Origin of the sequence: Bilifractor sp. LCP21S3_A7, assembly GCF_052118825.1 — a bacterium.
In the GTDB taxonomy this organism is placed as follows: domain Bacteria; phylum Bacillota; class Clostridia; order Lachnospirales; family Lachnospiraceae; genus Bilifractor.
In genome coordinates, this window is record NZ_JBQKGL010000003.1 from 19,294 (window position 1) to 42,422 (window position 23,129).

General features: G+C 51.0%; 17 protein-coding genes, 1 tRNA gene and 1 other RNA gene. 18 read left to right on the top strand and 1 reads right to left on the bottom strand.

All coding sequences use genetic code 11. The features are described from left to right. The first annotated feature begins 87 nt into the window (after positions 1-87). From rnpB to ACTQ1O_RS03385, 15 genes are all read left to right on the top strand, one after another. Positions 88-448: RNase P RNA component class A (rnpB, locus tag ACTQ1O_RS03315), an RNA gene on the top strand. Positions 449-704: 256 nt separating this feature from the next. Then, positions 705-1,349 (top strand): Maf family protein, encoded by a 645-nt coding sequence (locus ACTQ1O_RS03320; protein ID WP_441486095.1) that lies wholly within the window; start codon positions 705-707, stop codon positions 1,347-1,349. A 95-nt stretch (positions 1,350-1,444) separates the two neighbouring features. Continuing rightward, positions 1,445-2,134: an HdeD family acid-resistance protein gene (locus tag ACTQ1O_RS03325; protein WP_441486096.1), complete on the top strand. Its 690-nt coding sequence runs from the start codon at positions 1,445-1,447 to the stop codon at positions 2,132-2,134. 202 nt (positions 2,135-2,336) lie between these two features. Continuing rightward, positions 2,337-3,257: an aspartate carbamoyltransferase gene (pyrB, locus tag ACTQ1O_RS03330; protein ID WP_441100114.1), complete on the top strand. Its 921-nt coding sequence runs from the start codon at positions 2,337-2,339 to the stop codon at positions 3,255-3,257. Next, entirely contained in the window at positions 3,258-3,695 is a 438-nt protein-coding gene (locus tag ACTQ1O_RS03335) for an aspartate carbamoyltransferase regulatory subunit (RefSeq protein ID WP_441099959.1), read from the top strand. A gap of 156 nt (positions 3,696-3,851) precedes the next feature. Continuing rightward, on the top strand, positions 3,852-5,192 hold the full coding sequence (locus tag ACTQ1O_RS03340) for an ATP-binding protein (protein ID WP_441486097.1): 1,341 nt from the start codon (positions 3,852-3,854) through the stop codon (positions 5,190-5,192). 58 nt (positions 5,193-5,250) lie between these two features. Beyond that, positions 5,251-6,384, top strand: coding sequence for a prephenate dehydratase (gene pheA / locus ACTQ1O_RS03345; protein ID WP_441486098.1), 1,134 nt, complete (start codon positions 5,251-5,253; stop codon positions 6,382-6,384). A 228-nt stretch (positions 6,385-6,612) separates the two neighbouring features. Next, positions 6,613-8,160 (top strand): Ppx/GppA phosphatase family protein, encoded by a 1,548-nt coding sequence (locus ACTQ1O_RS03350; RefSeq protein WP_441486099.1) that lies wholly within the window; start codon positions 6,613-6,615, stop codon positions 8,158-8,160. Positions 8,161-8,418: 258 nt separating this feature from the next. Continuing rightward, positions 8,419-10,575: an RNA degradosome polyphosphate kinase gene (locus ACTQ1O_RS03355; protein ID WP_441486100.1), complete on the top strand. Its 2,157-nt coding sequence runs from the start codon at positions 8,419-8,421 to the stop codon at positions 10,573-10,575. Positions 10,576-10,887: 312 nt separating this feature from the next. Then, on the top strand, positions 10,888-11,388 hold the full coding sequence (ilvN, locus tag ACTQ1O_RS03360) for an acetolactate synthase small subunit (RefSeq protein WP_441099966.1): 501 nt from the start codon (positions 10,888-10,890) through the stop codon (positions 11,386-11,388). 251 nt (positions 11,389-11,639) lie between these two features. Next, the gene (ilvC, locus tag ACTQ1O_RS03365; protein ID WP_441486101.1) at positions 11,640-12,659 is read left to right on the top strand and encodes a ketol-acid reductoisomerase; all 1,020 of its coding nucleotides are present in this window, start codon (positions 11,640-11,642) and stop codon (positions 12,657-12,659) included. 271 nt (positions 12,660-12,930) lie between these two features. Beyond that, the gene (gene leuC / locus ACTQ1O_RS03370) at positions 12,931-14,196 is read left to right on the top strand and encodes a 3-isopropylmalate dehydratase large subunit (RefSeq protein ID WP_441486102.1); all 1,266 of its coding nucleotides are present in this window, start codon (positions 12,931-12,933) and stop codon (positions 14,194-14,196) included. A gap of 12 nt (positions 14,197-14,208) precedes the next feature. Next, on the top strand, positions 14,209-14,697 hold the full coding sequence (gene leuD, locus ACTQ1O_RS03375; protein WP_441486103.1) for a 3-isopropylmalate dehydratase small subunit: 489 nt from the start codon (positions 14,209-14,211) through the stop codon (positions 14,695-14,697). A 162-nt stretch (positions 14,698-14,859) separates the two neighbouring features. Then, a tRNA-Pro gene (locus ACTQ1O_RS03380) sits at positions 14,860-14,934 on the top strand. A gap of 132 nt (positions 14,935-15,066) precedes the next feature. Continuing rightward, the gene (locus tag ACTQ1O_RS03385; protein ID WP_441486104.1) at positions 15,067-15,795 is read left to right on the top strand and encodes a YdcF family protein; all 729 of its coding nucleotides are present in this window, start codon (positions 15,067-15,069) and stop codon (positions 15,793-15,795) included. A gap of 72 nt (positions 15,796-15,867) precedes the next feature. Here the strand turns inward: ACTQ1O_RS03385 and ACTQ1O_RS03390 are convergent, their stop codons facing one another. Then, entirely contained in the window at positions 15,868-17,481 is a 1,614-nt protein-coding gene (locus ACTQ1O_RS03390) for a PucR family transcriptional regulator (protein ID WP_441486105.1), read from the bottom strand. 598 nt (positions 17,482-18,079) lie between these two features. Here ACTQ1O_RS03390 and ACTQ1O_RS03395 point away from each other — a divergent pair. The 3 genes from ACTQ1O_RS03395 to ACTQ1O_RS03405 all read left to right on the top strand — a co-directional run bounded on the left by ACTQ1O_RS03395 (position 18,080) and on the right by ACTQ1O_RS03405 (position 23,127). Beyond that, positions 18,080-19,456 (top strand): MFS transporter, encoded by a 1,377-nt coding sequence (locus ACTQ1O_RS03395; RefSeq protein WP_441486106.1) that lies wholly within the window; start codon positions 18,080-18,082, stop codon positions 19,454-19,456. 211 nt (positions 19,457-19,667) lie between these two features. Beyond that, the gene (locus tag ACTQ1O_RS03400; protein ID WP_441486107.1) at positions 19,668-20,741 is read left to right on the top strand and encodes a uroporphyrinogen decarboxylase family protein; all 1,074 of its coding nucleotides are present in this window, start codon (positions 19,668-19,670) and stop codon (positions 20,739-20,741) included. Positions 20,742-21,450: 709 nt separating this feature from the next. After that, entirely contained in the window at positions 21,451-23,127 is a 1,677-nt protein-coding gene (locus ACTQ1O_RS03405) for a GspE/PulE family protein (RefSeq protein ID WP_441486108.1), read from the top strand. Positions 23,128-23,129: the final 2 nt, after the last annotated feature.

The window sequence follows — 23,129 nt, forward strand, 5'->3', positions numbered from 1 at the left end:
TTAAAATACAGGTTCAAAATATATTATGGATTGTTAAAAATCCGTGTATATTTCGGAAGTTTGTGGTAAGATAATTAAGATTGGCTGCAAGTAGGACATACGGTCGCGGCCGGCGGGCCGAAAGGTGCCGGCTGAGGAAAGTCCGGGCTTCACAGGGCAGGGTGCCGGATAACGTCCGGCGAGGGTGACCTCAGGGAAAGTGCAACAGAGATATACCGCCCCTGGCTCCGTAAGGATGCAAGGGCAAGGGTGAAAAGGCAGTGTAAGAGACTACCGATCCCCTGGTGACAGGGGATGCCATGTAAACCCCATCCGAAGCAAGACCGAACAGAAGGCAATGTGGCTGCCCGTCACGTCTTCAGGTAGGTCGCTTGAGCCTGCCGGCAACGGCAGGACACAGATAGATGACCGTACGCGACATAACCCGGCTTATCGTCCTGCTTGCAGTCAATTGTGGTTGAGATTTCAGAGGCTTTGTTTCATAATGGATGAAGGATAGTGAGAGATGATCACACTATTTTTTATCCATAGAAACAAAGTCTTTTTGTTTTCAGAGAGACTTTTGTTTTTTTAAATTGATGGAAACAAGGCCTTTTTCTTTTCAGAGATTTTTGCTGTTTTTGAATTGGCGGCTAATTTTGAATCTATGGAAACAATGCCTTTTTCCAGAGCGTGTTTTTGTGAGAATTGAAGTGAGGGATGAAATGAGGAAAAATGATATCAGGTCAGAGAGTAAGGGAGTTATGCCCCGGATTATCCTTGCCTCAGGATCTCCGCGGCGCCTGGAACTGATGCATCAGGCGGGCTTTTCGGTCGAGGTGATTCCGAGCCACGCGGACGAGAAGGTAAGCAGCGGAACACCGGACGAGGTGGTGCGCTGCCTCTCAAGACGAAAGGCAGAAGATGTCGCCGGCGAAATACTAAATCCCGACAAATCACAACTGTCTGCATGCATCATACTTGGCGCTGATACGATCGTGGCGCGTGACGCGGATATCCTCGGGAAGCCGTCGAGTCCGGAGGAAGCAGCGGAGACGCTGCGAAGTCTCTCCGGAAGAAGCCACGACGTTTATACAGGCGTGACTCTTGTGAAGGTGGAGAAGGGTGAAATACAGCGAGAGGAAACCTTTTCCGTGCGGACCAGAGTATATATCTGTCGGCTCACGGACAGAGAAATCCGGGAATATGTCGAGACGGGGGATCCGATGGACAAGGCAGGCAGCTATGGGATCCAGGGTATTTTCGCCAGGTATATAGAAAAAATTGAAGGTGATTATTATAATGTGGTTGGACTTCCCGTTTCGGCTGTCTACCATAAGCTTGAAGAGTGGGGCGTTTCGCGGGAATAATATCAGTGGGATGTTTCAGGTTTTGTGACGTGGCATAGCGCAGACGGAAATTGAACTTAAAACGCACATTTGATACTCTGCAGGAGGAAGAAAACATGTTCAGGAATTTAGGAGAGAATATCAAGAAGAAGCTGCTTGCAGTCAATATATGGTCGCTGATTCTGCTCATCATCGGTATTTTTCTGCTGGTGCGGCCGGAGAGCACGCTGTTTGTGATCTGCAGACTGCTCGGCGTGGCGATGATCGTGATCGGAGCGCTGCTGATCGCCAGCTATATCAATATGCGCGGTGAACCTGTGGCGGCTGGCGCGCTGGCCGGCGGTGTCATCCTTGCGGCTTTCGGAATTTTTATTGTAGCGAGGCCGGATGTGATTGCGGCCTTCGCTGGAATCCTTTTTGCCGTGATACTGATTTCGTATGCCTGCGGTCAGTTTGTGGAGATGAGCACGCTCCGGACCTTTCATGACGGCAGATGGTATCTCTGCCTGATCGGCGGAATCGTGACGCTGATTCTCGGTGTGGTATTCCTGTTCCATCCGATGCGGCTGACCTCTGTACTGGTTCAGGTTGCCGGGGCGGCGATGATTTACGCGGCGATCTGCGGCTTCGTCTTTCATAAGCGCACCGCGGATTTTGCCGCTGAGGTACACGATGCGGCGGAGGAGTTCCGCCGTGCGGAGGATGAATTTGAGGATGAAATGACCGGGCGCCCGCACTATGATGAGAATGGTCAGGAAATCATAGACGGGACAGCGACGGAGGAAGATGTCGATGACCGGAAGTAAGAACAACCCGCAGCGTTTTTTCCCGGGATGGGGAGAAACGGCTGCGGGTTTTTGCTCCGCGTCCCTTGATTCCACATATGCATTTGCGGTAAAATAACTCGAATGCAATCCGCAGCTTATCAGGCTGTGGTGCCATAGTAGCCATTGTCATTTATTTAGCTTACGTTTAAGGAGGCTTATAATGCACAGACAGTTGAAGAATCTGAGACATGTCATGTCACCGCTGGATCTTTCCGTTGAAGAGCTCGAGCATATCATGAAGCTCGCGGCGGATATGGAGAAGAATCCGGAGAAGTACGCGCATGTCTGCGATGGTATGAAGCTTGCGACTCTATTCTATGAGCCAAGCACGCGAACAAGGCTCAGTTTTGAGACGGCCATGCTGAATATGGGCGGAAACGTCATCGGATTTCACTCGGGCAATACCAGTTCCGCTACCAAGGGAGAGAGTGTGGCAGATACCATCCGCGTTGTAAGCTGTTTTGCAGATATCTGCGCGATGCGTCATCCGAAAGAGGGAGCTCCTATGGTGGCCGCGGCCAAGTCCTCGATTCCGGTCATCAATGCCGGCGACGGAGGCCATCAGCACCCGACGCAGACGCTCGCGGATCTCATGACAATTCGCCAGACCAAGGGAAGACTTGGCAACATGACTGTCGGGATCTGCGGCGACCTGAAATTCGGCCGCACCGTCCATTCGCTGATCAGCGCTCTGGTGCGTTATCCCGGCATCCGCTTTGTGCTGATCTCGCCGGAGGAGCTGAAGCTTCCGTCGTATGTCAAGGAGGAACATCTGGATCCGAACCACATCGAATATAAGGAAGTGATCCGTCTGGAGGATGCGCTTCCGGAGCTCGATATCCTCTACATGACCCGGGTGCAGAAGGAGCGCTTCTTCAACGAGGACGACTACATCCGCATGAAGGATTTTTACATCCTGAATGAGGAAAAGATGAAGCTCGCGCCGAAGGATATGTATGTGCTTCATCCGCTTCCGCGCGTGAATGAGATCTCGGTTGATGTCGATGACGACCCGAGAGCCGCTTATTTCAAGCAGGTGTACTGGGGCATGTATATGAGAATGGCACTGATGTTCACGCTTCTTGAGCTGGAGGTAAAATAAATGCTGAATGTAGGTTCTATCGAGCAGGGATTTGTATTGGATCACATCAAAGCCGGCAAGGCGATGACCATCTATCATGACCTGAGACTGGATCAGCTGGACTGCTGTGTCGCGATGATCATGAATGCCAGAAGCAGTAAGATGGGCAGAAAAGACATCATCAAGGTGGAATGCCCCGTTGATCAGCTGGATCTGAACATTGTCGGATTCATCGATCCGAACATCACCATCAATGTCATTGAGCATGGAGAGATCGTCGAGAAGAAGGCACTCGGTCTTCCGAAGGAGATCCGCAACGTCATCAAATGCAAGAACCCCAGATGCATCACATCCATCGAACAGGGGCTGGATCAGGTGTTCATCCTGACGGATCCGGAGCATGCGGTATACCGCTGCAAGTACTGCGAGGAGAAGTATCACGGACATCGGAGAGACTGACAGTAAAGAGCAGCGCTTTCCGAAGGCAGCATTGTCATGAGACGCAGGTAACAAACTGCGATTCCGAAAGCAACAATGCAGGGAAATGCGCGGGAAACGGACTGCGCTTTTCGAAGACAGCAGTTGAGAACGGAAGATTATTCTGGGGAGGAGACTATGGACCACATTATTTCAAAATTATTGATATACGGAAGCATCCCGGAGGATTGTATTCTCGCGCAGATGGGGGATATCTGCCGGAACGCGCGGGAGAAAACGCAGTCGAAGGATGTGCTTCGCACACGCTGCTTTCATGAGGTGAAGAGGATTCTCAATATCGCGACGGACTACGCTTTTGACAAGAACCTCTGGCACAATTATCTGACCTTCCGGCTGATCACGGATGAGAACTCCTTCAGTCTGACCTGTGAGAAAGTCGGCGCAAGCGACGGAAGCGTCAATTATTTCGCGAAAAATGACTTCAAGGCTTACAAGGAACTCTTCGATTATGATTTCAGCTGGCTGGAAGAGGAGCTCGGTGTTGACTGCTTCTCGAGAATTCTGGACTACAAGGCCATCGTAAAGCCGGAATTGATGTACAACAAGAATGTCAGCGAAAAGGTCAGGACGCTCAGTGAGAAGCTGGAGCAGGCCGGGGACGAAAATGAGTTCTTTGACGCGGTGACCGGATTTTACCGGGATTACGGAGTCGGAATGTTCGGCCTGAACAAGGCATTCCGCATTGCTTCCGATGAGAACAACGATGTTACCTTCCACGCCATCAACAACATGGAGAAGGTGATGCTGGATGATCTGATCGGCTATGAGATCCAGAAGAAGAAGCTGGTGGACAACACAAAGGCCTTCGTAGAGGGAAGAAAGGCAAACAACTGCCTGCTCTACGGCGATTCCGGAACCGGAAAATCGACCTGCATCAAGGCAATTGTCAATGAGTTCTATCCGGACGGTCTGCGCATGATCGAAATCTACAAGCACCAGTTCAAGGATCTGTCGAATGTGATCGCGAAGATCAAGAACCGGAACTACAAGTTCATCATCTACATGGATGACCTGTCCTTCGAGGAATTCGAGATCGAGTACAAATTCCTGAAGGCAGTCATCGAGGGCGGTGTCGAGACAAAACCGGCAAATGTTCTGATCTACGCGACATCGAACCGGAGACATCTGATCAAGGAAACCTGGAGTGACCGCGACGATGTTGTGAACGACAACGGCATCCACAAGTCGGATACCATGGAGGAAAAGCTGTCGCTGGTTCACCGCTTCGGTGTCACCATCGGATTCACAAAACCGGGTCAGCAGGATTTCTTCAAGATTGTCATCGGCCTGGCGAGAAGGAACGGCATCAGGCTGACGGACGAAGAACTGAAGGCCGGCGCCAACAAGTGGGAACTCACCCATGGAGGAATCTCCGGAAGAACCGCACAGCAGTACATCAACTATCTGCTGGGGGATCCGGAAATTGAGAAAGAGGCGATACAGCAGGCGCATATCTGACGATCGGATAAATCGAATCAGAATATTTTGACTAAAAACAAACGGGAGAATTATCAGCATGTCAGAACTGGATCATTATCGCGAGGAAATCGACAAGACGGACAAGGAGATCGTCCGCCTCTTTGAGGAACGTATGAAGCTTGTGGAAGGAGTCGCGGACTACAAGATCAAGAGCGGGAAGGAAGTCTTTGACGGCAAGAGAGAACAGGAAAAATTGCATAATCTGTCTGGTCTGGCTCATTCGGAATTCAACAGAAGGGGTGTGCGGGAACTTTTCGAGCAGCTGATGGCAATCAGCCGGAAGCGTCAGTATCAGCTTCTGACCGAGAACGGGATTACCCTTCCGGCGGATTACGCGCTGATGGATCATCTGTATTTTCACAATGCCCGGGTTGTCTTTCAGGGTGTCTACGGAGCGTACAGCTTCGAGGCGATGAAGGAATTCTTTGATGATACGATCGAGAGCACCCATGTAAAAACCTGGAAAGAGGCGATGGAGCTTGTGACAAATGGAGAGGCGGATTTCGCAGTGCTGCCGATCGAGAATTCGACGGCGGGAAGTGTATCGGACATCTATGATCTTCTCCTGGAATACAACAACTATATTGTCGGAGAGCAGGTGCTGAAGATCGATCATATGCTGATGGGACTTCCCGGGGCAACGATCGATGACATCGACGTTGTTTATTCCCACCCGCAGGGACTCGCGCAGTGCAGGGAGTATCTGCAGAGCGAACACCCGGACTGGAAGCAGCAGAATGTACTGAATACCGCAATGGCAGCCGAGAAAGTGGCCCGCGAGGGACTGAAGAACCAGGCAGCCATCGCCAGCCGTTCCGCGGCAGAATACTTCGGCCTTCAGATCCTGAAGGAAGGGGGGCTATCGAAGGAGAAGAACTCCACCCGATTCATCATCATCTCTCACAGCCGCCGATTCGTCCGCACTGCGCAGAAGATGAGTGTATGCTTCGGCGTACCGCACGCCTGCGGAACCCTTTACAACATGCTTTCCCATTTCATCTACAACGGACTGAACATGTACAAGATCGAATCCCGGCCGATTCCGGAGAAGCCCTTTGAATACCGCTTCTTCATCGACTTTGAGGGAAACCTCAGCGATCCTGCAGTAAAGAACGCACTCCGCGGCCTCGAAGCCGAAGCAGTCGGACTTCGCCTCCTCGGCAACTACTGACTGTATAAGCTCTTCGAAAACGCAGACAGGATCGTCACACGCGAAGCGTGTGTAAGAGCCTGACTGTGATTTCGAAGGCAACAAGTCTGAGCATGGAGAGACGCGAAAGCGGCAAATTAAAATTGTTACACAGAGTTAACAGAAATTTAGAATACAAAATATGTCCATTCCGGCAGATATTGCCTATACTGTAACCGTTTTATTCTAGTCATTTGGGGGTCATATAAAATGGCATTTTTAACATTCGGCGCAATCCACATCGGAAGCTATGAGGTTTCTCTTGAAATTTTTGAAATCTCCAGGAAGAACGGCATTCACTGCATCGATAAGATCGCGCACAAGATCGAGCTTGGCCATGATTCTTTTTCCACCGGAAGGATCGGCTTTGAAATGGTCGATGAGCTCTGTGATGTCCTGACGGATTTTCGGAAGATCATGGACACTTACAAGGTGGATGGTTACAGCGCGATTGCGACAAGCGCGATCCGCGAGGCGGAAAATGATCTGTTCATTCTGGGCAAGATCCGCCAGACGACAGGACTGAATGTCCGGATCCTGAGCAACTCGGAGCAGCGGTTCCTGAGCTACAAGGCGATCGCCTCCATTGCGGGATGCTTCGAGGACATGATCCGAGAGGGAACCGCTGTCGTTGATCTGGACGGAGGAAGTATTCAGATCTCGATTTTTAATAAATCTGAGTTGATCGTCACACAGAACATGAAGATCGGAAATCTCCGTGTCCGGGAAAAACTGCAGAATGCCATGGGCAGAACAGACAATTACGAGGATCTGGTCGAGCAGCTGATTCAGCATGACCTCAGTCTGTTCCGCAGCATGTATATTCGGGATCTGAAGATTGAGAACATCATTCTGAACGGCGATTTCATCACGGAGATGATTTTCCAGGATCCGAAGCACAGAGACCGCTCGACGCGTATTCTGACCAGGGATAAGTTTGAGAAGTGGTACAGGAGGATCGGCGGGAAATCCGTGGCCGACCTTGCGATGGAGAATAATATCGCGGTGGAATACGCATCCCTGCTCCGGCCGTCCGCCATCATCTATCACAAGATCGTGACGGATCTGGATCCCGTGAACATCTGGACGCCGGGCACACATCTGCAGCGGGGGCTCGCCTATGAGTTTGCGGAGGCACACGATATCTTCAAGGCAAAGCATGATTTTGAGAACGATATCGTAACCTGCGCGAAGAATATCGCAATCCGCTACGCAGTCAGCGCACCGCACATCAACAATATGGATGTGACGGCCATGAGCCTTTTTGACGCGACGCTTCCTCTGACGGGCATGACCAGCCGGGACCGGCTGATGCTCCGGGTCGCTGTCATGCTTCATGATGTCGGAAAGTTCATTGGCTTCAACCAGATCGGCGAGAATTCCAGGAACATCATCATGAGCAATGAAATCATCGGTCTCTCTCACGCAGAGCGGGAGATCATCGCTCTGTCGGCCCGGTATGTCCAGGAGGATTTTCCGCAGCACGAGGATATCGTCATGGAATCCAGTCTGGATACGGAGCGGTATTTGAAGGTCGCTGCTTTTGTCGCGATCATCCGTCTGGCAAACGGACTTGACCGGAGCCACAGACAGAAGATCCTGAACATCAGCACAGAGATGAAGAAACAGAAGATTGTCATCCGCGTTGAGGTTCGCGAGAGCTTTGCTCTTGAGGAGGGCATGCTCCAGCCGGAGATTGACTTTTTCAATGAAGTGTTTGGCGTCCGCCCGGTGATCAAGCTGAAACGGATCGTCTGAGCACAGGAATGTGCAGAATATACAGCAAGATGCAGAAAGCGCAGCAAGGTGCAGAAAGCGCAGCGTGGGTGCAGAAAGTACAGCAGGATGCAGAAAGCACAGCAAGGTGCAGAAAGCGCAGCGTGGGTGCAGAAAGTACAGCAAGATGCAGAAAGCACAGGCAGAGTGCAGAAGGCACAGGAATGGGAGACTTTGGTCAGCTGCCCACGGCCTCAAGACGGTGGGTTTTCGCCTGTGACAATCGAAAGGAATATAGTTATGAAAATGAAAGCTGAGTACGAAGAATATGCAAAACCGGAATATTACTGGAACAGGGAGCTTTCCTGGATCCGTTTTGATGAGCGGATTTTGCATGAGGCAAAGGACAGTACCATCCCGCTGTTTGAGAGACTGAAGTTCGAGAGCATCACCTCCTCAAACCTGGATGAATTTTTCATGGTCCGCGTAGCGTCCCTGAAGGACCAGATGCACAGCGATTACAATAAGCCGGATATCGCGGGAATGACGCCGGGAGAGCAGATCGATGCGATCCTTGACGCCACGCACGCGATGGTAAAGGATCAGTACGACAACTACAACAACGAGCTGGTTCCGAAGCTGAGAGAAGTGGGACTCCATGTGTTCAACAGTCATGAGGAGCTGACCCCGGAGCAGGCTTCATACATTGATGATTATTTTAACGAGAATGTCTACCCGGTACTGACGCCGATGGCGATGGATTCCTCCAGACCCTTCCCGCTGATCCGGAACAAGACTCTGAACATCGGAGCCTTGATCCGCAAGAAAGGGAGTGACGACGGGCGGACGCTGTTCGCTACCGTGCAGGTGCCGTCTGTTCTGCCGAGATTCATCGAGCTGCCGGAGAAGGACGCGTCTGAGCGCGCCATCATTCTGATGGACGAGATCATCGAGAGAAATATCTCCCGGCTGTTCCTCGGCTACGAGGTTGTATGCGCGCACCCTTACCGGATTATGAGAAATGCGGAGCTCGGCATAGATGAGGATGAGGCAGCCGATCTTCTGGTGGAGATTCAGAAGTCGCTGCGGAAGAGACAGTGGGGCGAGGTCATTCGTCTGGAGGTGGAAGAAGGCATCGAAGCGGAGCTTCTGCAGATCCTGAAAGAGGAGTTCCAGGTGCGGGAGCCGGATATCTTCTATATCCCGGGACCTATCGATCTGACGTTCCTGATGAAGGTCTACGGAATAGAAGGATTTGATCAGTACAAGGTTCCGAAGTATACGCCGGCGGATGTTCCGGCACTTCAGAATGATGATGATATTTTCACCAACATCCGAAAGGGCGATATATTCCTGCATCATCCCTACATGAGCTTCCAGCCGGTAGTTGATTTTGTAAAGCAGGCAGCGTCCGATCCGAATGTACTCGCCATCAAGCAGACGCTCTACCGTGTCAGCGGCCATTCCCCGATCATCGCTGCGCTCGCGCAGGCGGCGGAAAACGGCAAACAGGTGACGGCTCTGGTCGAGCTGAAGGCACGGTTCGACGAGGAGAACAACATCGTCTGGGCGCAGAAGCTGGAAAAAGCCGGCTGCCATGTCATCTACGGACTGGTCGGACTGAAGACACACAGCAAGATCACGCTGATCGTGCGGAAGGAGGAAGACGGCATCCGCAGATATGTTCATCTCGGAACCGGAAACTACAACGATTCCACCGCGAAGCTGTACACGGACTGCGGCATTCTGACCTGTGACGAGAACATCGGCGAGGATGCCACCGCGGTCTTCAATATGATTTCGGGATACTCCGAGCCGGACCGCTGGAATGATCTTATCGTTGCGCCGATCTGGATGCGTGACCGCTTCCTGCATCTGATTCGTATGGAGGAAAAACATGCGCGCGAGGGACAGCAGGCAAGAATCGTGGCGAAGATGAACTCCCTGTGCGATCCGGAAATTATCGCGGCCCTCTACAAGGCCTCCGCTGCAGGCGTACGGATCGATCTGATCGTCCGCGGAATCTGCTGTCTGAAGGTCGGAATCCCGGGCATCAGCGAGAACATCACTGTGCGATCGATTGTCGGAAACTTCCTGGAGCACGCAAGAATCTTCTATTTCTATAATAACGGCAGCGAGGATGTCTACATGGGCAGCGCGGACTGGATGCCCCGTAACCTGGACAAACGTGTCGAGATCGTCTTCCCGCTCCTGCAGCCGGAGACGAAGAAGCAGGCAATGCACATCCTGGAGATTCAGCTTGCGGATACCGTGAAGGCAAGCATCCTCCAGCCGGACGGAACCTACAGGAAGCAGGATCTGGAAGGCAAGGAGAGGATCATCGCGCAGGATTATTTCTGCCGGGAGGCAACGGAGATGGCGAAGCAGCAGAAGAACAGCGGCGACAGCCGTGTCTTCATCCCCGCGGAACCTGTGACCGTGCCGGAGGAAGCGTAAGATTGTTGTGCTCTTGTGAATAATAGCATTCATGTTGAACGTGAACACAATTCAGCAAGACTTGTCCAGATACAGAAAATTTTTGACTTGCAGACATACCCGGGAAAATGTATTCTAATATCGTCTTCAGGGAGCGAAAAAATTTCAAATGCATTCCTGCAGGATTTCATGACGGACAGGGAAAAATGAAGATGTCTGCAGCTGGAGAGATAATACAGACTTCAGCAAGATGAAAATCATTCAACTTGTTGACAAATGAAATTCCACATAGTAGAATACAAAGAGTTTGAAGTAATAGAGGGAATGGCGGTTATGGAAAAGCGAATTTTATCGATCCTGGTTGACAATACATCGGGAGTCCTTACGAGAATCGCAGGACTTTTCGCGAGACGCGGCTATAACATCGACAGCATCACCGCAGGTGTGACCGCGGATCCGCGGTTCACCAGAATCACAATTGTGACCAGCGGAGACGAGCTCGTTCTTGAGCAGATCAAGAACCAGGTTCAGAAGCAGGTGGATGTCAGAGACATCAAGATCCTGGACGCAGATACAAGCGTTATCCGCGAGCTGGCGCTGCTGAAGCTTCGGGTCAGCGAAGCGGAGAGAGACAAGGTTCTTGCGGTTGCGAATATTTTCCGCGCGAAGATCGTAGATGTGGGACTGAATTCCATCATCATTGAGCTGACCGGATCTCAGAGCAAGCTGGAGGCATTCTTCGAGCTTACCAAGGAATATGAGACGCTGGAGCTCGCGCGTACCGGAATAACGGCACTGTCCAGAGGAATGGACGATGTCACGTATCTGGACTGAACGGCTGTACAATATCACCCGTTTACCGGAACTGGTACCGGAACTGGCTGACCGGTGTGCTGTCTGGCAGCGAACGTTTCCTCAATGCCGCTCTTTCGCAGGGACCGGCAGATTTGCTGCGGCACTTGCGGCACACCCGATAGAATCAGTTAGCTAAAGAGTTTACTCTTTAACATATATAAGCCGCTGTATACGGCAGAATAAGCCACTGTATACGGCAAAATCTAAAATTATATGGAGGAACTTGTATTATGGCATGGAAAATGTTTTATCAGGAAGATTGCGATCTGTCTCTGCTTGACGGCAAGAAAATCGCCATCATCGGTTACGGCAGCCAGGGTCATGCACATGCACTGAACCTGAAGGATTCCGGATGCGACGTCATTATCGGCCTGTATGAGGGCAGCAAATCCTGGAAGAGAGCCGAGGAGCAGGGCTTCAAGGTTTATACAGCGGCTGAGGCTGCAAAGCAGGCAGATATCATCATGATCCTGATCAACGATGAGCTGCAGGCAGCTATGTACAAGAAGGACATCGAGCCCAACCTGAAAGAGGGAGATATGCTGATGTTCGCTCATGGCTTCAACATCCATTTCAACCAGATTATCCCGCCGAAGAATGTCGATGTCACCATGATCGCACCGAAGGCACCAGGCCATACCGTTCGTTCCGAGTACCTCAGAGGACGTGGAACTCCCTGCCTGATCGCTGTTGAGCAGGATTACACAGGACATGCACAGGATCTTGCCCTTGCATATGGCGCAGGAATCGGCGGAGCTCGTGCAGGACTTCTGGAGACCGACTTCAGAACCGAGACCGAGACTGACCTGTTCGGTGAGCAGGCTGTTCTTTGCGGCGGCGTTGTAGCTCTGATGCAGGCTGGATTCGAGACTCTGTGCGAGGCCGGATATGATCCGAGAAACGCATACTTCGAGTGCATCCATGAGATGAAGCTGATCGTAGACCTGATCTATCAGTCAGGCTTCGCAGGAATGAGATATTCCATCTCCAACACTGCTGAGTACGGCGATTACATCACCGGACCGAAGATCGTTACCGCTGAGACAAAGAAGGCAATGAAGAAAGTCCTGTCCGACATTCAGGATGGTACCTTCGCGAAGGACTTCCTGCTTGACATGAGCCCGGCAGGCGGCCAGGCACACTTCAAGGCACTTCGTAAGCTCGCTTCCGAGCATCCGTCAGAGAAGGTCGGAGCTGAGATCCGCAAGCTGTACAGCTGGAACGATGAGGACAAGCTGATCAACAACTAATCCCCATTTCCACATATACAAAAGTATCCATATAAGCCGGGGGCTGAGAATGCCCCTGGCTTGTTTTAGTTTACGCCAACAGTGAGCCGCAGCCGAATGCGAAGTATTCGTGTGCGGCGAGCGTCGCGATAGCGAGATAAAGCTCGCGCAGCGTGTTTTATCTCGTTGCCGGGATCCGCGAATTGTTGTAAAATAAACAAGATCTGCCGTTATGCAGAGTATGGCGGTTACTGCATTTTTTTTAACATGAGTGTTTATGGAGGACAAACAGATGGGAATGACGATGACGCAGAAGATCCTCGCGCACGCAGCCGGACTGGACAGTGTAACTGCCGGTCAGCTGATTGAGGCGAAGCTGGATCTCGTACTTGGAAATGACATTACCACACCGGTAGCCATTGACGTCATGGACGGCTTCAAAAAGCAGCAGGTTTTTGACAAGGACAAGATCGCACTGGTAATGGATCATTTTATCCCGAACAAGGATATCAAATCCGCGGAGCACTGCAAGCAGGTGCGTGAATTTTCACAGAAGTATGACATCACGAATTATTTTGACGTCGGACAGATGGGCATCGAGCATGCGCTTCTTCCGGAGAAGGGACTCGTGGTTGCCGGCGACGTTGTCATCGGAGCAGATTCCCATACCTGCACCTACGGCGCGTTAGGAGCATTTTCCACAGGTGTGGGAAGTACGGACATGGCTGCAGGAATGGCCACCGGCAGAGCATGGTTCAAGGTCCCCTCCGCTATCAAGGTCGTTCTGACCGGCAGGAAAAATAAATGGATCAGCGGCAAGGATGTCATCCTTCACCTGATCGGAGAAATTGGTGTAGACGGAGCACTCTACAAGTCCCTGGAGTTCACCGGAGACGGAGTTGCGGATCTGACGATGGACGACCGTCTGACGATCTCGAATATGGCGATCGAGGCGGGCGGCAAGAACGGAATCTTCCCGGTAGACGACAAGACCGTCGAATATATGAAGGAGCATTCCACAAAGAGCTGGACCGTCTATGAGGCAGATCCGGACGCGGAGTACGAGAGAACGGTGACGATTGATCTCTCTGCGCTGAAGTCCACGGTTTCCTTCCCGCATCTGCCGGAGAATACCCATACCATCGATGACTGCGGAGACATCCGGATTGATCAGAGCGTCATCGGATCCTGTACGAACGGAAGAATTCAGGACCTTCGTGAGGCTGCGGAAATCCTGAAGGGCCGCAAGGTGGCGAAGAACATCCGATGCATCATCATTCCGGCGACGCAGGCGATCTATCTGCAGGCACTGAAGGAAGGACTGATCGAGACCTTTATCGAGGCCGGCGCTGTCGTAAGCACACCGACCTGCGGACCCTGCCTCGGCGGATACATGGGAATCCTGGCAGAGGGTGAGAGATGCATCTCCACGACAAACCGTAACTTTGTAGGACGGATGGGACACGTGAAATCTGAGGTTTACCTCGCAAGCCCGGCGGTAGCGGCGGCAAGCGCGGTCACTGGAAAGATCAGCTCTCCGGCAGAGCTCGGCTTATAAGGAGGAAGTAAGATGCAGGCACAGGGAACAGTATTCAAATATGGTGATAATGTAGATACCGACGTAATCATTCCCGCCAGATATCTGAACTCTTCAGATCCGGCGGAGCTCGCAACACACTGCATGGAGGATATCGACAGGGAATTTGTGCACAAATTCCAGAAGGGCGACATCATCGTGGCGAACAAGAATTTCGGCTGCGGCTCCTCCCGAGAGCACGCGCCGCTGGCCATCAAGGCTGCAGGCGCAAGCTGCGTTATCGCCGAAACCTTCGCACGCATTTTTTACCGCAACTCGATCAATATCGGACTGCCGATCATTGAATGTCCGGAGGCGGCAAAGGCAATCGGTAACGGAGACAAGGTGAAGGTGGATTTTGACTCCGGAAAAATCTACGATCTGACAAAGGGCACGGAGTATCAGGGACAGCCATTCCCGCCGTTCATGCAGAAGATCATCTCTGCCGGCGGCCTCGTCAACTACATCAACGAGGAGAGCTGAGGAGCTGCCGAAGGCTTCGGCTGCCGTCTGACGAAAAAGTGCACTTACTTCCAGGTCAGCAATTAAAAAAATAGATTTACATTGTGTGATCTTTGCGTTATAATGATCAGGTGCTGTGAGTAAGGATACTTTGATCAAGGTTCATCTGCAGCATCTGATTACCGGGGTATGGCTCAGTTTGGCTAGAGCGCACGGCTGGGGGCCGTGAGGTCGCAAGTTCGAATCTTGTTACCCCGATTGCTTGAGGATCTCCGTTTGGAGGTCCTCTTTTTTTCTATATAAGCCCGTCGAAAACGCAGACAGGTTGTCTGTTCTAACAAACCGGAAGACTGATTTTGAGGTGAGCATGAGGTGAAGAAAGTGGGCATCTTGTTATTTATAATCGGAGCGGCTGCCATAGGTTACGGCTTTCTGATCCTTGCCGCGGCGTCGGGTACGAAATTTTTTGCAATATGGTTTCTGATCGGGGCATTTATTATCTGGGCGGGATATATGACGAACGGGAATCACTGGCGCGCCGTTCCGCCTGCCGTCCGGATCGCTCTGGCGGTTCTGGTCACTGCCGCTGTGGTTATCGTGGCAGCAGGAACGGCATGCATCATGACTCATTTCCACGACAGGGCGCCGGACGGACTTGACGAGATTATCGTTCTCGGCGCGCAGGTCAGAGAGTCAGGACCGAGCCGGGTGCTGAGAAGCAGGCTGAATGCAGCGGCGGCGTATCTGGCGGAGAATCCGGATACGGTATGCATCGTCAGCGGAGGGCAGGGACCGAATGAGCCCTGCACGGAAGCGGAGGCTATGAAGGAATATCTTGTCCAGAAAGGCATCCCGGAGAACCGGATCCTGGAGGAGGACAAATCCACGACAACTGTGGAGAATCTGGAATTCAGCAGCCGGTTTCTGAACCGGAAGGAGGATTCCGTGGGAATTGTGACGAACAATTTTCATGTGTTCCGCAGCCTGAAGCTCGCGAAGAAAAACGGATACCGGAACTGCCGGGGGATTGCGGCGGGCTCCACACCGCTGTACCTTCCAAATAACATCCTCAGAGAGTGTCTCGGTATCGTGAAAGAAGTCACGTGGGGGAACTTCTGAGTGTTCCTTATCGTGAAAGTGGTCGTGTACTGGAACTTCTGATTTTCCTCTCCTGGAACAGGTCTCTTCTGTTCATCCTTTTTTATAATGGCTTGCAGTCTCTTCGAAAGCATGGCTCATCTCCAGCAGAAGAATGGATTGCTGCAGGTACAGGGACAGATCCGGGCCAAAGGAATCGCAGTGCATAAGGTTTCTTATGGTCCGGATTCTTTTGTTCACAGTATTCCGATGCAGAAACATGGCATCGGCAGTTTTCTGTGTGGACTGGTTATGGTCCAGAAAGGATTTCAGTGTGTCGAAAAGCTCTGGCCTTCCATTGCTTTTCTGTTTCCAGAGATAGCGGATGACAGGATCGCAGAAATACAGCTTTTCGTCTGCCGGATCACTCCCGAGTAGAAAGCGGTTCCCGTAGGAGCGGAAATTGCGGATCAGATTGTCGCCAGAAAGGGAAAAAAAGTTTCCCGAAACTGGAAAGTCATCGGCTGCAGCAGGAATGGTATTCCTGGAAACAGCGTGGCCTGAAGATGAACAGCATTCGGCCCCGGTCACCGGCGGGATATTGTTCCGAGGCATTCTGCGTTGATTTAGAGCGAATTCTGCCTGTCGGAACATATAGGATAGTTCTTGAAGGCCCGGTTCCGGGAGACTGAAACCGATGGCCACGAGATTACGCGCGGAAAAACTTTTCAGGAAGGACATAAACTCTGTGCGCATGAACGTGCTTTCCACAGCAACCAGCGCCACGTATTCGGAGATTCTGAGGCAGACGCATTCCGGGAAGGTCTGTTGAATCGAGTGTTGTATGATGCTGAGAGCTCTTTGGTCCGTGTAGCTGTCACCGAATTGTTGGGGTTTCAGCAGGACGACCTGAAAGACATCATCGTCCTTCCAGTTATAAAAATGAAGTTGGGTTTTCAGATCGTTGGGGTTGACTGCTTTTTTCTGGATGAGGCGGAAAAATACATTGGCGGAATCATTCTCATTCTTTATTGTCTTTCCCATATATGCCTGAAGAATCTGCCCCAGACGGTGGAGAAGCTGTGCGTCTCCGGGGTTTACAGGTCTGTTCTTCTCCAGAAGCGTGATTCTGCCGCAGGTGGCAGAGTCAAAGGCAAGGCCCTCCGTCAGACCGTTGAGTGTCATCTGCTCATTTTTTCGCCACTGGAAGGTATGACTCCCGTTCTGAAGTCTCGATTCCATAGCGGCATTATCATAGCGTATCAGATGAATGCTTTGGAGAGAAGAGTAGCCGGTGCGGGCAATGTACTGCCATTCCGCGTCCATCTGGGACAGGTCGTCCACATGTGACATGGCGAGAGCACGGCTGTTTGCATTCTGGATCAGCAGCGGGTTTTGGAAAATCCGTTCCGAGCGATCAACGATATTCTGGAACCTTCCATGCTCTGCATCGTCTTCCACCTGAGATTCCCAGTCCTGATAATAGTCAAATACACCCTGGAGAAGCTCAAAGGCTTCTATGGCTCTGAGACCTTTCACCCGGATGATGTCTCCCTCCCCGTTAAAGATGACGGAGTTGTCTTCTTCGTACACATATACACAGTTGGTCGCGTAGGCGAGCCGGGCACTGTTCAGAACAGCTTTCGCGGTATCACGAATCTGAAGCGTCAGGTCATCTGCCATCAACGGCATCAGACGATTGGCAATCATCCACATACTAAGTTTCATTTCTTATCCTCGTCGATTTTCCCTGCTGTCTCTCCGATTTTCTGTTATTCCTGTCACGATCAAATCCCTGGTTGTCGTGTAGTGGTTTTTCTGTTATTCCTGCCACGATCAAAGCCCAGGTTGTCGCGTGGTGGTTTTTCTGTTATTCCTGTCACAATCAAACCTCTGGTTGTCGCGCAGTGATCCGGGATGCCGGATCGGCGGCTGTCGCCATCCCGGAGTTCCATCATCCCTTGCGCATATTCATTGAGAAGCAGATATTTCTCGTTCACCTTCTACCCGTGATCATGAGTATGGTTTTACGGGTGCAGTTTTATTCTAACGAAAGCGGTCAGAGAAAACAATATTTAGAGATGCAATAGTGCTGTATTTGCATATAAAATTAATAAAAAAATCAATTAATCATGTGCGTTTTCGACATTTTCTGTATGCGGGTGAGGAAGTACTATGGAAATATCAAAAGCAGTTGTATGAAGAAACGGCGCCGCAGATTGACGTACAGCTGACGAAAGGGAACTGCTGCGGAGAACAGGACAGAGGGGAAAATAGCAGCAGTCAGATGTGGACTTCGTTGGATATAACGGGAGGAGGGATATTTGTGCAGAAAGAATCACAGGCAAGGTCGGCGAAACCCTTAAGCAGGCCGTTGAAAACATTTTTTGGTATCGGAGATTTCGGCTTTACATTGATGACGAATATCGATACCTTTTATGCTTCTTATTTTTTCATTAACATTGCGCTTCTGCCTTTGGCGACAGTGTCGGTGATCACGACGATTTCTGCGGTCGTCGATCTGATCCTTTCCTGTCTCTACGGGGCATGGATGAACAAGATCAAGCCGGGCAAATGGGGGAGATACCGTTCATGGCTGGTGCTTACGCCGTGGATGGTGCCGTTCCTTTACATGTTCGAATTTGTAAAACTCGGCAATACGACGGTGATGGTAGTTGTGATGACCATTGCCATGATCACAAGCCGGATTGCATGGAATATTCCGTATATCGCGAATATCTCAATGATCAATATCGCTGGAAAGACAACGGAAGACAGGATGGCGCTTTCTTCGATCCGAAATGTGTGGACCGCGCTTGGCAGTGTTGTTTATTCTTATCTCGGACCTATGGTTGTAGCTGGTTTTACTGCGGTTCTGAGTGAGAAAAACGCTTATGCGGCAACTGCATTTGTATTTGGCGCATTCATGGCTGCTGCATACTTCGCGCATTTCAAGATGTTCAAGGGCTATGAGGAAACCGGGGAGGAGAAACTCGCCCGGATTGCAAAACAGAAGCAGGCAGAAAGCGCGCCGAAGGTGAGTGCAATCGCAGCGGTCAGATGTAATCCGCATCTGCTGGCTTTAATGCTTTCTTCCACTACAAAGTACATGGTTCTGTTTCTTGTGAATGGTATTGCGATTTATTACTTCCAGTATATAGCACTGAAACCGGCAATGTTTGCGGCATTCATGCTGATCACAAATCTCCTGGGAGTTCTGGCATCGTACATTTCAAGATTCTTCGTCGCCAGAGCAGGGGCCAAAAAGACCGTTGTGTGCGCATATCTCATCATGGGAATTGCCATGCTTGCTGCATTTGTGATTTACGAAAAATGGATTCCGGTGATCATCCTGATGGCTGTTACTTTTTTCGCCATGAATATCACTACCACCTGTGATCCGGAACTTTTTGCTACGTGCGCTCAATTCAGCTCGGCAAAAACCGGGTTTGATACGACCGGAACTGTCATGGGTCTTCTCACCGTTCCGGTGAAATTTGGAATCGTAATGCGGGGCATCCTGATTTCTGCAGCCCTTGCAATCGGCGGTTTTTCGGCAACGGTGGATCCCTCACAGGCTACGGAGCAGATGAAACGGGGAATCTGCATTGGCTTTATGATCATTCCTGCTCTTGTAGTAATTGCAGGCGCAGTGATCCTTGCTTTCGGCTACCGGCTGGGCAGAGAAAATACGGAAAAATAAAAAGCAGAATATGGATAACCGCATCTGAAATGAGTGGCATATCTGTAAAGAGAGAAGGTGAAGGAACATCATATCTTCGAAGAGAAAAGGTGCAGGAACATCATATCTGCAAACAGATAAGGTGAAGGAACATCATATCTGCGAAGCAAAAAGGTGAATGGCATTATATCTGTGAATGGAAATATTGGTGAAGCGAAAAGGAGGAGATTATATGCTGACAAGAAGACAGAATTTATTGGAGACGATTCACGGTGGGCATCCGGACCGGCTGGTCAATCAGTATGAGTACATGCAGCAGGTGTTTGATCCGGTGCTGCTGAACGCGCTTGGCAACTGCCCGAGAGGTGGAACGGCGGTGAACGGCTGGGGTGTGACGATCGAATTCCCGGATTACGTGCCGGGTCCGTTCCCGGATACCAGCCCGGAAAAGGTAGTCATCAAGGATATCGAGCATTGGAGAGATTATGTCAAGGCGCCTGCCGTAGATTTTCCGGAGGAAGCATGGGCACCATTTGTGCAGCAGGCGGAATCCATTGACCGGAATGAGTATTTCGTCGCAAACTTCATTGCACCCGGAATTTTTGAAAAACTCCATTATCTGATGGGCATGGAGGAGTGCATGATGGCCTTCTATGAGAGCCCGGACGAAATGCATGAATTGATTGATTTCCTGACAGATTGGGAGATTCAATGCGCTGAGCAGGTGATCCGTCATCTCCATCCGGATGCACTGTTCCACCATGATGACTGGGGAAGCCAGAAATCCACATTTATGAGTCCGGCGATGTTTGAAGAGTTCATTCTTCCGGCCTACAAGAAGATCTATGGTTATTACAAGGATCATGGCGTGCAGCTGATTGTCCATCACAGCGATTCCTTTGCGGCAACACTTGTGCCCTATATGATCGAGATGGGTGTGGATATCTGGCAGGGCGTCATGAGTACCAACAATGTGCCGGAGCTGATCCGGAAATACGGTGGAAAGATTTCGTTCCAGGGCGGCATCGATAACGGGAAGGTGGATCGCGTTGACTGGACGAAAGAGGGCATCGAACAGGAGGTCCGCGGCGTGGTGGAAGCATGCGGAAACATGTATTTCATTCCGAGCACAACGATGGGCGGTCCGGAGAGCACTTATCCGGGGGTATACGAGGCCGTATCGGAGACTATAGACAAGATCTCTGAGGAAAAATTCGGCTACACCGGAAAATCCGGCAACAAGGCAGATCCACTGTTCGCCCATGTGGACAAGGCGTCGAAGGAAATCTCAAATCAGGATTCGTAAATCAGTCAACAGGTCTGGATTTGCGAACCAATGAGAAGGATGGAATTCGTAAACCAATTACGAAGATTTAAAAGGAAACGAGATAAAACGCGCTGCGCGAGTTTTATCTCGCTATCGCGACGCTCGCCGCACACGAATACTTCGCATTCGGCTGCGGCTCACTGTTCGCGTAAATAAGAAGCAATTACCGGGTCGGCAATATGCCGGCCCGTTTCTTTTCGGTATCAGATACAGAACTTTTACTCCAGTTTATCATCCTTGCATCCATTTCACCGGCCTTGCTTGTGAGTGATGATATGGCGTGAATGCCATATCATAGGAAACAAACGGATTACGTACAGTGCAGGCTGACGAAAGATCAGACAAGGCTGATTTTCGAGACGAATACTCAAGGCTTTGCTGAGGCACTCGGAATACCCTGCGGCCAAGCAGAGAAATAGCGACCTGTCGTGCAGGTCATCGTGACGCAGGTAATCGTGGTGCAGTTCAACGTGATTCAGCTCATCGTGGTACGGCTCATCGTGGAGCAGTTCATCGTCACATCCGCTGAAATTGACAGCATTTTAGGTTTGTTGTATATTTGGGTTTAGTTTTTGGTATGATGAATATATGAGATAAAGAGCATTGGCGATAGAGGGGATGTGGAGTCAACTGCCCACCGCCTGAAGATAGTGGCTTTTCGTCTGCAGCAAACGAAAGGACTTTGTTTATGAAGAATAAACGACTGGGAGATATGCTTGTCTCGTCGCATGTAATTACTGAGGATCAGCTGAATCAGGCGCTTCGGATGCAGAAGGAGCAGAAGAAGCGGCTCGGACAGGTTCTCATCGATAACGGATTCATCACGGAGGCGCAGCTGATTGATACCCTTCGTATACAGCTCGGTATCGATTACATCGATTTGGGTAAGGCCGATATTGATCCGACGATGTCAAAATATATTCCAAAGTCTCTGGCGAAGAAGGCGTTGATCGTTCCGGTTTCCGTCTCCAAGGACTCGCTGTTCCTGGCGATGGCGGATCCACTGAACTTCATGGCGCTGGAGGAGGCGCATGATACATCGAAGAAGAAGATCATTCCGATGATCGCTTCGCAGGCTGCCGTGGAGCATGCGATCAATGTACTCTACAGCAACGAGGGCGCCGCCGAGGCAATGGCGCAGATGATGGCGGATGCCGGGCTGACAAAGGACGAGATCAAGACACCGGAAGAAGAGGATGTCGAGGATGCGCCGACGATCCGACTGGTGAATTCGATCATCGAGCGCGCCTACAATGAGAAGGCATCCGATATTCACTTTGAGCCGACCGAGACGGAAATGGTCATCCGCCTTCGTGTAGACGGGCGGCTTCACAGGATCATGACGATCCCCGGCGACCTGATGGGCTCGGTAACATCAAGACTGAAGGTCATGGCACATCTGAATATCGTTGAGAAAAGAATCCCGCAGGACGGCCGGGCGGTTCTGAAGCTGAAACAGAACGATGTCGATATGCGTATGTCCACGCTTCCGACAATCTATGGAGAAAAAATCGTAATCCGAATTCTCGGTACAGAGGGCTCCATGCTGACCCGCGAGGGAATTGGAATTCCGCAGGACGAGAACGCGAAGATCGACCGGCTGCTCAAGAATACCAGCGGGGTAATCATGATCGTGGGTCCAACCGGAAGCGGAAAATCTTCGACGATGTATGCCCTGATGCAGGAACTGTTAAGTGAGTACACGAACCTGATCACGCTGGAGGATCCGGTGGAGTATCACATCGAGGGCGCCACTCAGGTGCAGATCAACGAAAAGGTCGGCCTGACATTTGCCAGCGGTCTCCGTTCAATTCTGCGACAGGACCCCGACATCATCTGTGTCGGAGAGATCCGTGACGGCGAGACTGCAGAGATTGCGATGCGCGCCGCGATGACCGGACATCTCGTGATCACGACCATTCACACGGAGGACGCGGTATCGGCCATCGACCGTCTGAAGGATATGGGCGTCGCTCCGTACCTGATTTCCGCCGGCCTTCGAGGCATCATCTCTCAGAGACTTCTGCGGAGAATCTGCCCCACCTGCAAGGAAGAATACACGCCCGAGGCGGAATCGCTTTCTCTGGCCAGAATCCACAATTACCCCGGAAGAAAGTTCTACCACGGAAAAGGCTGCGACAACTGCTACCATTCCGGCTACCGCGGGCGAATCGGCGTATTCGAGATCCTGATGATGAACGACGAACTCCGCCACTGCATCACCTGCGGTGCGGACAAGCAGGAATTTACAAGGCTTGCGAAAAAAACAAACTACGTGACAATGCTGGAACATGCAGATAAACTGGTAGAAGACGGTATCACAACAGTTGATGAAATTATCCGTACAATAAGTATTACAGATTGAGT

Bases quoted from the DNA above. Each gene is read 5' to 3' on its own strand.
- ilvN (WP_441099966.1), top strand. From the start codon at position 10,888: ATGGAAAAGCGAATTTTATCGATCCTGGTTGACAATACATCGGGAGTC.
- pheA (WP_441486098.1), top strand. From the start codon at position 5,251: ATGTCAGAACTGGATCATTATCGCGAGGAAATCGACAAGACGGACAAG.
- ACTQ1O_RS03340 (WP_441486097.1), top strand. From the start codon at position 3,852: ATGGACCACATTATTTCAAAATTATTGATATACGGAAGCATCCCGGAG.
- ACTQ1O_RS03325 (WP_441486096.1), top strand. From the start codon at position 1,445: ATGTTCAGGAATTTAGGAGAGAATATCAAGAAGAAGCTGCTTGCAGTC.
- ilvC (WP_441486101.1), top strand. From the start codon at position 11,640: ATGGCATGGAAAATGTTTTATCAGGAAGATTGCGATCTGTCTCTGCTT.
- ACTQ1O_RS03400 (WP_441486107.1), top strand. From the start codon at position 19,668: ATGCTGACAAGAAGACAGAATTTATTGGAGACGATTCACGGTGGGCAT.
- ACTQ1O_RS03350 (WP_441486099.1), top strand. From the start codon at position 6,613: ATGGCATTTTTAACATTCGGCGCAATCCACATCGGAAGCTATGAGGTT.
- ACTQ1O_RS03405 (WP_441486108.1), top strand. From the start codon at position 21,451: ATGAAGAATAAACGACTGGGAGATATGCTTGTCTCGTCGCATGTAATT.
- ACTQ1O_RS03355 (WP_441486100.1), top strand. From the start codon at position 8,419: ATGAAAATGAAAGCTGAGTACGAAGAATATGCAAAACCGGAATATTAC.
- leuC (WP_441486102.1), top strand. From the start codon at position 12,931: ATGGGAATGACGATGACGCAGAAGATCCTCGCGCACGCAGCCGGACTG.
- ACTQ1O_RS03390 (WP_441486105.1), bottom strand. From the start codon at position 17,481: ATGAAACTTAGTATGTGGATGATTGCCAATCGTCTGATGCCGTTGATG.
- ACTQ1O_RS03335 (WP_441099959.1), top strand. From the start codon at position 3,258: ATGCTGAATGTAGGTTCTATCGAGCAGGGATTTGTATTGGATCACATC.
- leuD (WP_441486103.1), top strand. From the start codon at position 14,209: ATGCAGGCACAGGGAACAGTATTCAAATATGGTGATAATGTAGATACC.
- ACTQ1O_RS03320 (WP_441486095.1), top strand. From the start codon at position 705: ATGAGGAAAAATGATATCAGGTCAGAGAGTAAGGGAGTTATGCCCCGG.